Origin of the sequence: Halovivax limisalsi (assembly GCF_023093535.1) — an archaeon.
Lineage (GTDB): Archaea > Halobacteriota > Halobacteria > Halobacteriales > Natrialbaceae > Halovivax > Halovivax limisalsi.
In genome coordinates, this window is record NZ_CP095757.1 from 768,798 (window position 1) to 784,558 (window position 15,761).

At 47.2% G+C, this 15,761-nt stretch carries 12 protein-coding genes; 7 read left to right on the plus strand and 5 right to left on the minus strand.

What is annotated here, in order from left to right; all coding sequences use genetic code 11:
* Positions 1 to 231: 231 nt before the first annotated feature.
* Positions 232 to 693 (minus strand): NUDIX domain-containing protein, encoded by a 462-nt coding sequence (locus tag MXA07_RS03370; RefSeq protein WP_247730639.1) that lies wholly within the window; start codon positions 691 to 693, stop codon positions 232 to 234.
* A 109-nt stretch (positions 694 to 802) separates the two neighbouring features.
* Between MXA07_RS03370 and MXA07_RS03375 the strand changes: the two genes are divergently transcribed.
* On the plus strand, positions 803 to 1,864 hold the full coding sequence (locus MXA07_RS03375) for a GDP-mannose 4,6-dehydratase (protein WP_247730640.1): 1,062 nt from the start codon (positions 803 to 805) through the stop codon (positions 1,862 to 1,864).
* Positions 1,861 to 2,826, plus strand: coding sequence for a GDP-L-fucose synthase family protein (locus MXA07_RS03380; RefSeq protein WP_247730641.1), 966 nt, complete (start codon positions 1,861 to 1,863; stop codon positions 2,824 to 2,826). The genes MXA07_RS03375 and MXA07_RS03380 overlap by 4 nt, the downstream gene beginning before the upstream one ends.
* Positions 2,827 to 2,883: 57 nt before the next feature.
* Here the strand turns inward: MXA07_RS03380 and MXA07_RS03385 are convergent, their stop codons facing one another.
* Entirely contained in the window at positions 2,884 to 4,068 is a 1,185-nt protein-coding gene (locus MXA07_RS03385) for a glycosyltransferase family 4 protein (RefSeq protein WP_343217256.1), read from the minus strand.
* 6 nt (positions 4,069 to 4,074) lie between these two features.
* On the opposite strand from MXA07_RS03385, the gene MXA07_RS03390 reads away from it, so the two are divergent.
* Positions 4,075 to 5,136: a glycosyltransferase family 4 protein gene (locus MXA07_RS03390; RefSeq protein WP_247730642.1), complete on the plus strand. Its 1,062-nt coding sequence runs from the start codon at positions 4,075 to 4,077 to the stop codon at positions 5,134 to 5,136.
* 644 nt (positions 5,137 to 5,780) lie between these two features.
* Here MXA07_RS03390 and MXA07_RS03395 read toward each other — a convergent pair.
* Positions 5,781 to 6,779 (minus strand): alkaline phosphatase family protein, encoded by a 999-nt coding sequence (locus MXA07_RS03395; protein ID WP_247730643.1) that lies wholly within the window; start codon positions 6,777 to 6,779, stop codon positions 5,781 to 5,783.
* Positions 6,780 to 7,667: 888 nt separating this feature from the next.
* Here MXA07_RS03395 and MXA07_RS03400 point away from each other — a divergent pair.
* Complete coding sequence (locus MXA07_RS03400) at positions 7,668 to 8,324, plus strand: alkaline phosphatase family protein (protein ID WP_247730644.1); 657 nt, start codon at positions 7,668 to 7,670, stop codon at positions 8,322 to 8,324.
* A gap of 104 nt (positions 8,325 to 8,428) precedes the next feature.
* On the opposite strand, the gene MXA07_RS03405 is transcribed toward MXA07_RS03400, so the two are convergent.
* Together MXA07_RS03405 and MXA07_RS03410 are read right to left on the minus strand one after the other, a co-directional pair.
* Positions 8,429 to 10,294: a hypothetical protein gene (locus tag MXA07_RS03405; protein ID WP_247730645.1), complete on the minus strand. Its 1,866-nt coding sequence runs from the start codon at positions 10,292 to 10,294 to the stop codon at positions 8,429 to 8,431.
* A gap of 154 nt (positions 10,295 to 10,448) precedes the next feature.
* Positions 10,449 to 11,567 (minus strand): glycosyltransferase family 4 protein, encoded by a 1,119-nt coding sequence (locus MXA07_RS03410; RefSeq protein ID WP_247730646.1) that lies wholly within the window; start codon positions 11,565 to 11,567, stop codon positions 10,449 to 10,451.
* A 112-nt stretch (positions 11,568 to 11,679) separates the two neighbouring features.
* Between MXA07_RS03410 and MXA07_RS03415 the strand changes: the two genes are divergently transcribed.
* The 3 genes from MXA07_RS03415 to MXA07_RS03425 all read left to right on the plus strand — a co-directional run bounded on the left by MXA07_RS03415 (position 11,680) and on the right by MXA07_RS03425 (position 14,720).
* The gene (locus MXA07_RS03415) at positions 11,680 to 12,507 is read left to right on the plus strand and encodes a glycosyltransferase family 2 protein (RefSeq protein ID WP_247730647.1); all 828 of its coding nucleotides are present in this window, start codon (positions 11,680 to 11,682) and stop codon (positions 12,505 to 12,507) included.
* A gap of 464 nt (positions 12,508 to 12,971) precedes the next feature.
* Positions 12,972 to 13,655 (plus strand): glycosyltransferase, encoded by a 684-nt coding sequence (locus tag MXA07_RS03420; protein ID WP_247730648.1) that lies wholly within the window; start codon positions 12,972 to 12,974, stop codon positions 13,653 to 13,655.
* 126 nt (positions 13,656 to 13,781) lie between these two features.
* Positions 13,782 to 14,720, plus strand: a complete 939-nt coding sequence (locus MXA07_RS03425) for an NAD-dependent epimerase/dehydratase family protein (protein ID WP_247730649.1) — start codon at positions 13,782 to 13,784, stop codon at positions 14,718 to 14,720.
* The last annotated feature ends 1,041 nt before the right edge of the window (positions 14,721 to 15,761 follow it).

A 15,761-nucleotide genomic window follows, 5' to 3' on the forward strand; every position in this document is an offset into this window, starting at 1 on the left:
AATGCGTAATTCTGTGCAGGCGATCAAGGAACCAACGAGGCTGAATCCGTTTTTCGTGACTGAATTACTTGACGCCGTCGACATCTAACCCACAACCGTCGACGATGGTGATAGAATTTCGTTGGGTGGCCGCGGTACGTGTAGTGGGTTAAAGCAAGTGGCTAGAACATTTTCCCGTAGGCAAACACGGGAATGAATTCGTCTTTCAGGCATAGCGGTATCGACGCAAAGTCAGAGAAGATTAGCGTCTTCCAAATAGAGCTCCACGTATTCGTGAAGGCTCTCATCTTCATCTGAAATCCACCGAATCCTGCTATGTTGCTCATCTAATGAAATTTCTGAGACAGCACCGTCTGGGATTACATGATAGGGTATATTTACAGTATGTCTACCTGTAGTGTTCTCTTCAGCACTCGTCTCCCAAAAGTGCGAACAAACACCGAGTCGATCTACTATCTCAACGTTTATTCCTAACTCCTCGGCTGCGATACGGTGGGCAGCATCCTCGAGCTCCTCCCCTTTATAGAGGCGCCCTCCAGGCCAGAACCACTCGCCTTTTGCTGGTTTCTTTGTCCGTTTTGCTAGGAGAATTTCGCCGTTGTTTTCCACCACTAGTTCAACGCACACCTCTGGCATATGAGCAATGAATTCTGAGAAAAGCTCGTCCGGAATTCTTTCGTCGTGAACCTCCATGAGGTCTATTGATACCGACCTAGCGAAATGACTTTCGATACTGAGACATTATAAAAGACAATTCAGGTAGTAGCAACTTAGAAGTGGGGTCACCTATATCACCCAGATAATGGATATTGACTCCAAAGTTGTTGATAGGCCAGTATTTGTCACGGGCGCAGATGGGTTTGTGGGTTCTCACCTAACCGACCGACTCGTTGATGCAGGCGCAGACGTACACGTTTTCGTTCGCGCGACGTCTAGCGGCGAGTTGAACAACATCGTTCACCAGTCCGAGGAAGTAACCGTCCACCGTGGGGACCTCCGGGACAGTCATTCTGTCCGAGAAGCGTTATCGCAATTCCGAGATTACAGCGATTCGCTTATATTCCACCTCGCCGCGCAGGCCCACGTCGGTGAATCGTGGGAGAGACCGTACGAGACCATCCAGACAAATATCACTGGAACCCTGAACCTTCTGCAGGCTATCGTTGACCTCGATCTGGACGTCGCAAAGATCGACACCGCCGGGACAAGCGAAGAGTACGGGAATATCAAGGAAGAAATGCAGGACAAGCATAATTTCGAAGAGGATGGACGTGTTATTTTGGATGAACGGTCCCCCGTAAATCCTACGAGCATCTACGCCACCTCCAAATTGGCGTCGGACTTCTTGACGATGAACTTTCACGATGGATACGGATTACCGACCGTCACAACACGAATGTTCAACAACTACGGTCCTCGCCAGAACCCCAGGTATATTACGGGAACCATCATTACACAGGCGCTCGAACGGGACATCGTCGAACTTGGGAATCTTCAGCCGCGACGTGACATGTGCTACGTGAGTGACGGGGTCCGGGGACACTTGCACGTGGCGCTCGAAGGGTCGCCCGGCGAACAGTACGTCTATGGGTACGGTGAGAACATTTCCATGCAGGAATGGACTGAACTCATTCTTGAAGTAGGCAGCGAGTACGGATACTGGGACAGGCCTGAAATCACCCAACGAGAGGACCGGTATCGCCCCGGCGATAGCGATGTTGAAGAACTTCTCGTCGGATACGAGAAGCTCAACGAAGAAACGGGCTGGGAGCCTGAAGTCGATTGGCGCCAGGGCGTTCGGAACACTATCGACTGGTACGCGACGAATCGTGAACAGTGGTACGGGAGGGTCGACTGGCGATGAACCACGACTTCTGGGACGGGAAAACGGTCATGGTAACCGGTGGCGCCGGATTCCTCGGCAGTCATCTCGTGGAGGACCTCGAATCCCGCTCGGAGGATGTCGAAGTCTTCATCCCTCGAAGCGATGAGTATGATCTCCGCGAACGGGGCGACATCAGGCACGCCTTTCAGGATTCCGACGCAGACATCGTCATCCATCTCGCCGCCACCGTCGGCGGGATCGGCGCGAACCGGGACAACCCGGGACGGTACTTCTACGACAACGCCATCATGGGCATTGAGCTGATTGAGATGGCCAGACGGTTCGATGTCGAGAAATTCACCATTCTCGGGACTATCTGTGCCTATCCCGAGAATACGCCCGTCCCATTCAGCGAAGAGGATCTCTTCAACGGGTATCCCGAACCAACAAACGCACCGTACGGGATCGCGAAAAAGGCACTTCTCACTCAGTCGAAGGCGTACCGGAAGCAATACGATTTCAGTAGCATCTATCTGATGCCGGTCAATCTCTATGGACCTCGAGACGACTTCGATCTCGAAACGTCGCACGTGATCCCCGCGATTATCCGCAAGTGCGTCGAAGCGCGCGAACGTGGCGACGAATCGATTACTGCTTGGGGCACCGGTGAACCAACTCGGGAGTTCCTCTACGTCGAAGACGCAGCTGAGGGGATTCTTGACGCGACCGAACGCTACGACCAGAGTGATCCCGTCAATCTCGGTAGCGGCGACGAGATCAGCATTCGCGCCCTCGTCGAGACGATCGCGGATGTGACGGACTTCGATGGCGCAATCGAATGGGATACGTCGAAGCCGGATGGTCAAATGCGACGCCGCCTAGACGTGTCTCGGGCCAGGGAGTATTTCGGCTGGGAAGCGGATACCGCCTTTGATATCGGTCTTCGTAAAACTGTGGAATGGTATGAGGAAAATAGGGGAAATATGGCAAATACCCGCTAAATCATATATAGTTGGTTTATAAGGGGTCTACTGCGGGACTACAAGTTCGGGCCTTCCTCACATCTCACGGTCTATTGAACTGTCAACTCCGTTTCTCTCTAAGAGTTGGATATATCTCTCTGCCATTGTCCTCGCGGAATAGTTTTCAACAACCCACTCTCTAGCTGCCTCTATTGGAGCAGTTTCATCGCTTTCAACCAGGTCTCTTATTGCTGAGGCGATCTCCCTGGGGTTATTCGTATCCGTAAGCCTTCCAGCGTAAACCAGTTCGGCGATCCCTCCAGTTTTTGGAGCTACAACTGGTACCCCAGCCGATTGTGCTTCCAGTAGTACGGAGGGTTGACCCTCCGAACGCGAGGATAAAACAAAAATATCCGATCGGTTATAATATTTATTAAGTAGGCCGTGGTCGACCCAACCTTCAAAACTAATTTTATCCCCCAAACCCAGCGATGCTGCCATATCTTTATATTGTTCGAATTTCGTCCCCTCACCAACTATTGTCAGGTGGTACTCTTTATCAACATCTGAACCCAAAATTTGGATTGTTTGTAGCAATAAATCTACCCTTTTCACCGGATCCAACCTACCGACATATAAGAGGTTTACTACATCTTCATTCGACTCCTTTTCATAACGGGGATGGAATCTGTCTACGTCCACCCCATTTGGGATAATTGTGGGTTGGTTGCCGATCAAATTGTAGAGGTCTTCCTTGATATAGTCTCCTAACCCAACCACCTCGTCAGCTAATTTGAGGGCAATCCGTCCAAACGTTTTCGTGTATACGGTAGCAACGGTATCAACGACGTAGTTTCCGTATTTCCACTCTTCGCCCGGCAGTGCATCAACCGTTAAGATCGATGGAGTCCCTTTCGCTCTTGCCATCAGGACACTCAACACTGTCGGGATATATATACAGGAAACTGCGATTATAGCGTCGGCGGTTGTAATATGGCGACGTAATAGGAAGAGAAAACGCGGACTCGGAAGCGTATACCGGATTCCAGGTATAAACCAAGCTGGGTACGTCACAGTATCTATTCCCGATTCAGGGCTATAACTAAACCCAGAAGGCGCAAGGATTTTCACATCGTGGCCATCAGAGGAAAATTCTTCAGATAATATTTTAACCGTTTTCCGTATTTGTTTGGTTGGATTTATAAAAACTACCTTCATTGAACTGATGGCCGATTGTTGGCAACGCTGTCTTTTAATGCTATTGCCTCCAAGACCCGCCATATGGAAATGAGTTTCATTGGATTTACAGATGCTCGCCAATGGAAATTGGAAGAACCACTCAATTCAATTAGCGATACGAACGAGACGATAAAAATAGAACCGAGAAGCATAACCGATTACTTCTCGATGTTTCTTTCTGGTTTTAAATCAATCCGCAAAGACAATCCCGACATTCTCATAACAAATAATGATGGACTGGCTGGCTTCATCTGTGTCTTTCTTGGTCTTGTATTTCGAAAACCTACTATAATACATCTTGGAGGGAACTGCTGGTTGGGTCATCGGAAAAAATTGAAACATAGCTTTCATAATGTACATATCATGGATTTTTTCAAACATTCCCTTTTTATCCTGCTAAATCATTTCACTTTCCGGTATGTAAGTGGTTGCTTTGCTGTTTCTGAGACGATTAAAGAGTGTGTCATTGAGAACACTACGTTGACAGAGTCTTCCGTAGGCATTGTCCACACCCCGATAAAAAGAGACCACCACCAGTGTATAAATAAAAGTGATAGCAAAAGACTCCTCACCGTAACGAATATGGACTTTAAGGGGAAGATTAAAGCAATAATACATTCATTGCCTGCGATTTCACGCACGCTCGAGGAACATCCTGACTGGGAATATTATATCGTGGGTTCTGGCGTATTCTCGGCTGAGTTAGAAGCTGCTATTGAAGAAGCCTGCTCGGAAGAGGTCCGTGACCAAATCAAAGTAACAGGGTACGTTGAGGATGTTGAGAAGCTATATTCCACATCAAATATATTCATTTACCCATCTTTTGAAGATGGTTACCCATCAGTCGTGTTAGAGGCTCAACTATTTGAACTGCCGGTCATCTGTAATCGCGATCAAGGAATGAAGGAACAAATAACCGAAGGGTACAATGGATATTTTGTAAACATCAATTCACATGAGGCCTTCTCTCGCAAATTGGGGGACCTAATGGCAGAACCTAGTATGCAAGAACAACTAGGCAAAAACGGAAGAAGAAGGGTGAGTGAGGAAAACTCAATAAACAGGATTGGAGACGATATAAAACAAACATCAGCCAATATTCTATCGTAACTAGATGGGATTGATCACTATCTCTGAGATGGGGCTCATCCCCGTTGCAACTCACGATTTAGAAGGTGCAACCCCTTTGTACCAGAGCGAGATGTCGTCCGGAGCGTGGGACGAAACTTATACGCACCATGTCATCCACCGCCAGGATCCATCGTCCCGCAGCCATGGTTCTATCGTCGATGAGAACAATAGAAATTTGAAGATGATACACTTCGGGCGTCCGCGATGACGTCAACCCCGTTGATCACAACGAAAACCGAGCGAAGGATTGACACCGACGTTCATAATGTAACGCGAACGTGGAGGACGATCTATCTCCTGCTTACGGTTATACTGTACGCCAAGTCCTAGGAGGTGATTTGGCCGAATTCCCACTAGGTGATCTGCTAGTAAGCCTTATCAGAACGTCAGAGCTGGTCCCCCATGCCAAACCACTGGGTATCAACATCGCCGGTATTGAATTGGCTTAGAAGGAAGACTGGGTACGAGGTCACGTCCTTTGGATTTCACATTCACTGACGGTGGCTATATCTTCGGGATCAACAGGCTACACCTGGGGTGAAAACGAGGGTCCAGGAACAACCAACGATATCCATCGCGTCGGTCAAACCTGGCTAATTGGAAAGGAAGTCCGTGATTGAAACTTAATCAATATATCCTAACTCTTTGAGATGATCACGGGTTTCCTGACTCATGTCCATATTCACTGTCTTGGACGCGTCGGTTGTCTTGTGGTTTTGTAGTTCATCTTCCAATACGTCACGGAAGTTTTCCATTTCCACTCCCCGCTCACCCCAGAGTGGCTTCGTACTCCCGACGAACGCTCGATGAGAATGCAGTCCGGAATCCTCCATACCGTGATCAGAGACGACCACTAACGTGTCTTCATCGGGATCAAGCTCAGCGAGAACTTGTTCGGTGATTGCATCATAATGGCGATACCATTGTCGCATGACAATATCCGAATCGGCGAACATGTGCTGCATGAAATCCAGACCGGCAAAGTGCGAAAAGACAAGATCGTGCCCTCGAGTTGTCGCATGAAGGGTCTGGGAAAGCTTCGCTGCGTCTAGCTCAAATGCGCGCTGTTGAAATTCCGAAGCAGTGACGTTAAGAACGTTATCGGAAACGTTCGTTCCATCAGCCGGCCGATCCATCATCGCATTCAACTCGTAGTTGCGTTGGTCTTCATTGATACCAGGCAGAGAAATGAGTACGGGATCAGTAGCAGCTGACCACAGAGATGGACGCTCATGTAACATCCTTGCGCCTGCAGAGTGTTTGTCGAAGTTTATCTTGTGACGTTCGTAAAGTCCAAGTTTCATTGCGATTCGGCCGACAACAGGCTTAACCGAGTCCGGCAGTAGCCTCGCCGCAAGAGTTTCAACTCCACTCGTCCGATCATCGCCACTATCAATAGTTGATTTATATCCCGGAACTTGTTCGAAATATTCTGGCCAAAGGGTTTTCGGGTTTTCTCCTATTAGCATAGCAGGCCAGAGAACCTGCGTAATAAGTTCGCCCGCAGCGAGATTCTCAAAAGGTGCGAGTTCTTTCTGCTCCTCTAAACTCTCGATAGTTGGTGTAGGATACTGTTGATACCGACGAGCATCCCAACTGTCTAAACCGAGGACAACGAGCATATTGTTGAATATAATGGACGCCGTATTTAGATTTGCTTAAATAAAGTGATGGATGTTGACGGCAGTGGCATTGCCACCCTCTACGTTCATCGGCCAGAGAACGTCTGGGCTGGAGTCGGTGAGGCCGCTGGATTTGGCTATTTACCTACAAACGCTAATTTGTCCAGCACCGTTTTGAGAAATTTCTTCGGAATGTAGAAACCAAGTCAGGACGTGGAGTCTCTCACCGAACCGACGGCGGAGAGCGAAAACGTGGTCACGATGTTCGACCGAAGATGGTAGTTTTATCACCTATTCTAGCATTGTCTGCTGCACGGACGTGGTAACCTTCCGCTTCTCGGCCTCAGATGAGAACGATTGTGTTGGCCGGCTCGAACGGATAAGTAGTTCTGGCAGTGTAATGTTAACTGGCACGTGGTGATCGACACGACTGGCGTCGATCGCCTGAACCTCGCACAGATCACGCAGTTCAGTCGAAGACAGCTATCCGCCGGATCGGTAGCTTCCGTTCTTGGTTTCGATCTACAGGGTTAGTCTAAAGATTCTTTTGACGCTATGGCGCGGGTGGAACAGCTTCATCCCTCTGGTATACTAGGCCAAGATATATATTTCCGTGATGGGAAGTCCTTCTGGATGAATGTCCTACGGCGAATGCAAACGGGTGCTCGACATCCTCGGATCGCCCTCGCGTATTGCAAACGAAAGTATCTGACAGCCCAAAGAGAGTTTGAATATTGGAAGTCCGGAGAGAGGTATAATCAATCCGGTATCGATATTTTTGACGAGGATTGGGATAACCTGATTCTTTTGGATGCATGTCGATTCGACGCCTATAAGAGCCAATCAATAATTTCTGGAAGTCTTGAGTCCCGCGAGTCGCGGGGAAGTATGAGTTCAGAGTTTATCCGCGGCAACTTCGAGGATAAGCAGCTTCATGATGTCGTGTATGTGTCTGCCAATTATTGGTTTGAACTTCTCCAGGAAGATCTCGACGCAAGTCTCCATTCGTTCGAACCAGTTGCGAGGGATGCTTTTGATGGTGTGACGACTCGTGCAGAGAGTGTGACTGAAGCCGCAATCGAAGCAAATCAGTGTTTCCCGAAGAAGCGTCTCATCGTGCATTATCTTCAACCACATTCCCCATATTTCCACCGTGATGGTTCTGAATGGTTCCGGCTGCCAGCTGCTGAACGGCCAGAGATGCTAACGGAGAAACCTCCCACAATAGATAAAATACAGGAAGCTTATAAAATAAATCTCGAGTACGTCCTCGAGGAGGTCGAAAAGTTGCTTCCCGACTTAGTCGGTAAAACCGTTATCTCATCGGACCACGGTGAGCTTCTCGGAGAGCGATTGACACCTCTCCCATTTCGGAAATTTGACCACCCAGAAGGTTATCATGTTGATGAGTTGCTCCGTGTCCCTTGGGATATTCACGAGAGTGAACAGCGCAAGGAGATCGTTTCTGAACCTCCTAATGAAAGGAACAAGATTGAAAAAACTGATATCGAAGAAAACCTGCGTGACTTAGGGTACATTGTATAGCGGTATTGGATAAGAAACGGGGTGTGGGGCTTTCCAAGGAATTACTGGGACGTTTCCCTCTGACTTATCCATATTGTACCGGTGATTGCTGGAACCTGTCGAATTCATACTCTACTACAGAAACTCCATAAGCCACCCACCTTCCCCGAGTTGTACACTCTGTTTCTTGTTTCGGTAAGTTCTCTCAACCCCGAGTTATCGACAATAAGTTGGTTATTGGCGTTTTTCACAGAATGGCCGGACCACCTCTGTGAATAAATGAATAAGCTATCTTCACACGATTCTAGAGAGTTTCTCGTTAACACTGTGGTAGAATAATCATCAGCGCGTTCAGATACTACCGTACGGGTTATCCACATTGATGATATTCCGGGTGGATTATGGTTCTTGATAAATTCGGCCACAATAGTTAGTTGAGCGTTTGTCTCGTCAGAGAAGGAATTGCTAGTTGGATTTGGTTCGTCGGGCCTTAGTCCATCTAGATCGTCAGCCACAGCGAGAGGAGCACTAACTGCGAGAATAATCATAAGAACGATAGCGAATACATTCACCCGGTTGCCGGTGCTTTCAAGGAACCCATGCATAGAATACCCAATGAAAAATATGGAAAATATGGCAATTACGAGCGTAAATCTATACATTCCGGGAAAAATTTGGGGTGTTTTAAGAATAAACAAGGAACCTATCACTCCTACTATCACGAACTCAATATCTATTCCATAATCATATGTTTTGTAGACGAAAGATAGGATCCCGAATACCACTATGATAGCAAACAGAATATTATAAATCCCATCGAATGTCACAAACCAGAGGAACGTGTCAGATAAACCTGGCCCCTCACTTATGCGGAATGGCCCAAAACCCCCAACCGGTTTTCCGGTGGTCGACGGACCAGAGGTGAATAATTTAGCGAAAAGAATTGATATGAGGTCGCGAATAAACCAGGGGCCTGCATACGCCCAATACGACACGGCCGCGATTATGATAAATAGGAATGAGATAGCCGGCTTGTATGATCTTCCCCTCCCAAAAATAGTCGTGGAGAGAAGAACGGCACCAATTACTACTGAGATGAAAACGAGAGTGAGGTGATGGGTGAGTATAAGGAGTATGCCAAACAGAGCAACCATACCTTTGATTATTTTCGATTGGTTTTTATATAATGCATATATCAAAAACGATGCGACGATTACGGCTATCAACTGAGGATAGAAATACGTTGTATAGTAAGAAAAGGGGCTTATAATTATTATTGCCAGAGCACTGTACGCCCCAATCTTTTTCCCAAACACATCAGCTCCGGTGTAGTAAAATAGGAATACAATTTGGGGGAGCAATATTATTCCAACTAGCATTACAGAATCGTAAACTGGTGCTGCAGCAATTATGGATACCGATGCTACGATCAAGTGATAGATGGGAAATCGAGAATAGGTCCCTTCGATAGCGTATATGTTATTATATTCAAGAAGATTCTGAATAGAGGGGATATGAACGAGGAGATCTCCATTCCCGAAATAGAAGCCTGTAGCGAGGTACTTTGTCAGAGGGGGTATAAAAAAGCATATGGCGACAGCAGCAATCGCGTGATCGTATTTCCCCCCTGTTATATTCGCGATAGCTAATACTGTTCCGATGGGGAGAAAAACGAGAAGTGGTATGAGTCGATGGCCAAGAGTAGCTGATACAACGATACAGAGACATGCAGCAATCAGGGTTATCTTCCAAGTATACCGGCCCCGGACGGATTGGAGCTCCGCTGACGGCATTTCCTCTCGATATATAAACATTAACCCCCCAATGATTAAAGAGAGGAGAGGATATGTGCCCCGGAGTATGACGCTGTCGTCCAGAACGTGACTGCCGATGGCTAACGCAAGTAGATACAAGATTGAACAGAGCCCAACTAACAAATTCGGCCGAAGGGGTACTTCAAATTCGTCTCGGTCAAGCAGTGGATAGTACATGATGTTCTATTGAGAGCGATCGTGCGGTAGAGTATGCATTTTAGGTAGTGTTACATGTGGGTATGGTCTTTCTGACGAACCCACGTGCGGTTTTTGTAAACTTAATATTCGGACCGTCATATTAATTTTGCTGTATCTATAGCTATTAATGCAATCATTTTAATACATTTTCATAGAGTTCCATATAGCGGTTGGCAGTCTCCTTCCAACTATTAAGGTGTGTAGTGCTCCAGTTAGAACAATCGATGCTCATTAATGAATTTGAGTTAATCGCCGCATCCATGACCTCAGCGATCGATTCGGTATCTCCTGGATCTACGATTAGCGATTCTGGATAGGGTAGGTCCTCAAGCGCACCAATTCGGGGGCTAGTAATAACGGGAGTCCCGCAAGCAAGAGATTCAGCCACTGGGAAGCTGAATGTTTCTCGATGCGATGGTTGGCAGAGGGCTTCAGCGCCGGAATAGAGAGCTGGTAGTTCTTCTCCGACATAGCCTAAGAATTGAACATGACTTCCAATCCCCAACTCCTTGGTTAGCATTTTTATTCTTTCGAATTCATTCCTCTTCTTTCCAGCAAACACGAGACAGGACTCTTGGTGGTTTGTTTTAGCAAAAGCCCGAACAATCCGCTCAGTATTTTTTACCTTTCTAAAAGAGCTAACATGTAATATATAATTCTGTGGCAAATTCAGATTAACTCTAACGTCGTGAATTTCCTCCTCTTCCCGAGGATAGAAGACATCTCTATTGATGCCATGAGGGATTGTTTTGATTTTTTCCGTTGCAATTCCGTATCCAGATTTTATATTTCCCCTCATCAGGTCTGACACGATAGTGAACCTACTAACCTTCTCACTGAATAGTTTGATAGCTGATAGAGATAACATATGATAGGGAGAGAGAATGTCCGTGAATGCGAAATCTGAGACGGGCTCATCACCACCGAAAGTGATGATCTTCTTTGCATCAACTCGCCAGAAGTAAGGGGGGATAACTTCACCCGGACAGTGTATTATATCAAGGTCATATTTATTTATCTCTCTGATATTGTTTAGCCGGTGAAGACAATTAGCTGGAACTGTCTTATAAGGGCTTCTGAAACCCACAATCGGTATTTGGTCTAGATCCAATTCGTAACTCGCTTCGGTATTTGTCTCAACAAGAAAAAGGTCTAAATCACCCTCCTTAGCTAATGATGATAGTAGGTTCTCAGTGAACCGTTGTTTCCCACCAGAACGACGTATGAAATGCGAGCAAATCCCGACTCTCACGGCTTAACTAACCTTCCTGTATCGGAATCTCCGTAGGGGCTTGAATCTTTTGCACCGGTGCATTCATCACCTTATGCGAAAGGTTCTAATGATGCCGGTCTGATTTGTGTCTATGGTAGAACCGCGACTTTCTGTAGTTACTCCCTCCTATAACCAATCTCGATTTCTTGAACGTAATTTGAAATCGGTTATGGAATCAGATATTGAATCTCTTGAGCATATTGTGGTGGATGGTAATTCAACCGACGAGACTATTGAGATCCTAGAAAAATATGAAGATGAGTATAATCTCCGGTGGGTATCAGAGGATGATGAGGGGCAAGTTGACGCGATCAATAAAGGCATCAAAATGGCAGAAGGTGAGTGGATTGGTTGGCAAAACTCAGATGACTATTACGTGGAAAATGGCTTAGAAGCCATATACGATGCCACCTGTCATTACAAAACTTGCGATGTCCTTTATGGAGATATCGAAGTGGTAGATGAATACGGTAATCATGTCCAAAACAGATATCATACGGCCCCATCTAAGTTCATCCAGCGGTATTATTGCAATTTCACAGCCAATCAATCGATGTTCATAAATAGGTCAGCTATGACGGATTTATTCCCCCTTTCGGAAGAATATGAGTATGCAATGGATGTCGAATTATTTTGGAGATTGCTGAATAAAAACATGGAGATGAAACACGTTCCGAGAATAGTCGGGGCCTTTCGGGTGCATGAAGATGCGAAAAGCAGCCAAGAACCGCAATTACAGACCTCACAGGGAAATGAGATAGAATCGCAATTGTACTCTCAAGCCCATTGGGAATCGATCACTCCGATGGGGGTATTATTTTGGATGTCAGTTCTTCTTAGGTTCGGGTATATAATAATGGAAAGGAGGCCTGGTGTCATATTTACTGAACTGTCGCGTGCAATATATAATCGGTTATGACTAACGACGATAAAATGGCCTTGATCTGGGCCACATCTATTCCATCTAATATTAATAGAACTAGGTTCCAACGCGCAAAGACTCTCACGGAGAACTATCAAACTATTATTTTAGCAATTGGGGATGTACCAAGAGACATCAAGGAAAAGACGAATTCCATTCAGACCTTTCCCGATCGCTTGGTGCTACGACCACTCTTCCCCTTTTGGGTTTTGTACCATCTTTGTCCTCGATACTTTCGCGATGATAATTTAACCTATATCCACACTAGCCCACACACCGTCTCTATTTTTGTTGGCATCTTGACATCATTTACAAATAAAATGTGGATCCTTGATCTCTGGGATGATCCTCTGCTTCCCGCTTCTTCCCATCGGCCGAATGATCGGCTTCTTGCGAAAATCGGCCAAATATATGTTTCAATAACTTATAGGTTAGTGCGACCCTTTCTTGATCGGTCTGATTTGGTTATACTGGGCCTCGATAGGGGTATTCTTGAAGAGATGGGGTTCGAACCTGAAAATATATGTAATATAACAAACGGAATCTCCCCTAATATAAGGGAATCTCATGAGGATATCTCATTACCAGGATACAATCTCACATATGTCGGACATGTGACTGAATCGAGAGGTCTTCATGAGATGCTTGACTTGGTGGAGAATGCAAAAAGTGAGATGCCGGAGGTCCGATTAAACTTGGTTGGTACTGATTTGGAGGATCAAGCGTGGATTCAGGGGGAGATCTCATCACGAGGTCTGTCTCACCATACTCGAATAGTTGGTCAGGTCGCACATGAAGCTGCGTTAGGTTACCTTGATGCGTCCGACGTTTGTATTTGCATTCTATCAGACGAAGTGAGAAACTACCGCTATAGCTACCCTATAAAAATTCTTGAGTTTATGTACTTCGGAAACCTAATAATTGCCTCGCCTTTACCCGGTATAGAGAGCCTTATTGGTGGCGAAGAATTCATGGTCTCTTTTGAAGACGATGATTATGTTCGGACCCTTATGAAACACAACAATAACGAGGAATATCGGGAAAGGATTGAGCGACTATCGAGAGAGAAATCGAAATCCTACCACTGGAATTCAATTAATACTGAAATTGTATCATCGATAAATGAATTGAATGAGGGTGAATGAAGATTACACACCCATTTTTAGCTTCATATTTGTCACTCTCCGAACATATATCCGACTATTGAGCCATATTCGATTTATGATGGTAAACAAAAGGTATTATGTTCCTTCTGGTGGTGTGATAGGGACATGCAGGAAATGAGGGTGCTTATCACCGGTGGGGCAGGGTTTATCGGATCAAATTTAGCCCACACCCTGTCTCAGAAAAATGATGTTATCGTTGTTGACGATGAGTATCTCGGAACTCCAGAGAACTTACCAACTGATGTCGAATATTACAACCGAAGTGTCCTTGAGGAAAATCTCCCAACCGACGTCGATGTTGTATTCCACCTCGCGGCGCTCTCCTCTTATGCAATGCACGAAGAGGACCCCCAGAAGGGGGCTCGAGTCAATGTGGAAGGCTTCGCCAATGTCGTCGAGCAAGCGCGCCGGGATGGGTGCGATACTATCGTCTATGCTTCTACTTCCTCAATTTACGGCAGCCGAACCGAACCCTCGCCGGTCGACATGGATGTCACGGTCAAAACTGGATACGAAGCCTCCAAACTGGCCCGCGAACGGTACGGAGAGTATTTCGCAAATCACTACGACATGGCGGTCGCAGGCATGCGCTTCTTCTCGGTCTATCAGGGCTACGGAGGCGCGGAAAAACACAAAGGCGAGTACGCAAACGTCATCGCCCAGTTTGCCGATGATATCGCGAATGGGGAGTCACCGGTTCTCTACGGAGACGGCACGCAGACGCGCGACTTCACGCACGTTTCTGACATCGTTCGCGGACTTGTTCTCGCCGCGGAGAATGAACTGACCAGTGTTTACAATCTCGGCACGGGCGAGGCCTACAGTTTCAACACTGTCGTAGAGATGCTTAACGCCGAACTCGGGACTGAAGTCGAACCCGAGTACGTCGAGAACCCGATTCCCGAGGATGTCTACGTTCACGATACCTGCGCCGACACGTCGGCGTTCGAATCCGCCACCGGGTGGGAACCAGAGGTCGACTTCGAGGAGGGACTTCGCCGCGTGTGTTCCCAGTACACGTCGGCCGAGCCCGCATCGGATTAATAGGGGGAGTCGACTATAGAGTCTACTTCTGAACGGTAAGTGCCCCTCAGGGTCCGTGAAGCGTTGAAGAGGATTTCCTTGAAGGTACTCATCACTCGATCTTCCGTGGTTCTAGACCTGCAGTGTCCGGAGTACGGCGGTCGGTTCCGATGGCTGCGGTGGCCCTGTCAGGGACTCGGACAGCGAGAATTCCGTAAGCGCCGCCTCCTTGTCGATGATTGTCGAACTCCGATGGACGTGGTCGAGCGTTGCATTCGGAAGCCGATCGGTGACTTTACATCGGCGTTGATCACCGTCGCACCGCTCATGACGTGGACTTTGGTACCGATTATTGAATCCACCACAGTGGCCGAGTCAGTAATCAGCGAGTCGCCAGCAAGGATCCGATTGATGGCGCGAGGTAACTTCTGACGTCCCGATGCCGAACCACGCACTATCGAACGAGAACGCGTACGTCGGTTCTCGTTCTTCCAGCCTGGACGACCTATCCCGGTTCGTCGGCGTTGCTGCCATCATCGGCGTCCATCTCGAGCAGCAACAGCGACTGCGGTGAAATGCGTAGCAGGTCACCGAGACAACTGTACGCTTCGAATCGGATAATTTCTTGGGAGAAATGAATATAGTCCCCGTTCAACCCGGACGAGTCCGTACGATAGCGCACGGTTTCCGGAGCCCACATCGCAAACTGCGAGCGTCGGCACGTTCCGTTGCTGAAAGTACTCGACGAAGTTAGAGATCCCGAAGCCGATTGTTAGATTGACTACCGCAATAGCGAGAAGCTCGTCGTTGACGCTTTACCGATTAACGACCTTTGAGCGAACGGACGACGCCGAATTTATCGCCCTCCCTGGTTGTCTCTTTGACGGCCGGTGGGGGTTTCGCAATTCTGCTGGCAGAGAGTAAGAGACGGATGCGGTGGAGAATTGTTCGTCCGTACTGACGAGCAGTTGGTTAATCCATTTGTACGACTCTGCCTTCTCGAAGGTCCGATCGATGACGGTCAATTCACCGATTCGGAGATGATTCTTAGATGTATGCTTT

Bases quoted from the DNA above. Each gene is read 5' to 3' on its own strand.
- MXA07_RS03370 (WP_247730639.1), bottom strand. From the start codon at position 693: ATGGAGGTTCACGACGAAAGAATTCCGGACGAGCTTTTCTCAGAATTC.
- MXA07_RS03375 (WP_247730640.1), top strand. From the start codon at position 803: ATGGATATTGACTCCAAAGTTGTTGATAGGCCAGTATTTGTCACGGGC.
- MXA07_RS03380 (WP_247730641.1), top strand. From the start codon at position 1,861: ATGAACCACGACTTCTGGGACGGGAAAACGGTCATGGTAACCGGTGGC.
- MXA07_RS03385 (WP_343217256.1), bottom strand. From the start codon at position 4,068: ATGGCGGGTCTTGGAGGCAATAGCATTAAAAGACAGCGTTGCCAACAA.
- MXA07_RS03390 (WP_247730642.1), top strand. From the start codon at position 4,075: ATGAGTTTCATTGGATTTACAGATGCTCGCCAATGGAAATTGGAAGAA.
- MXA07_RS03395 (WP_247730643.1), bottom strand. From the start codon at position 6,779: ATGCTCGTTGTCCTCGGTTTAGACAGTTGGGATGCTCGTCGGTATCAA.
- MXA07_RS03400 (WP_247730644.1), top strand. From the start codon at position 7,668: ATGAGTTCAGAGTTTATCCGCGGCAACTTCGAGGATAAGCAGCTTCAT.
- MXA07_RS03405 (WP_247730645.1), bottom strand. From the start codon at position 10,294: ATGTACTATCCACTGCTTGACCGAGACGAATTTGAAGTACCCCTTCGG.
- MXA07_RS03415 (WP_247730647.1), top strand. From the start codon at position 11,680: ATGGTAGAACCGCGACTTTCTGTAGTTACTCCCTCCTATAACCAATCT.
- MXA07_RS03425 (WP_247730649.1), top strand. From the start codon at position 13,782: ATGCAGGAAATGAGGGTGCTTATCACCGGTGGGGCAGGGTTTATCGGA.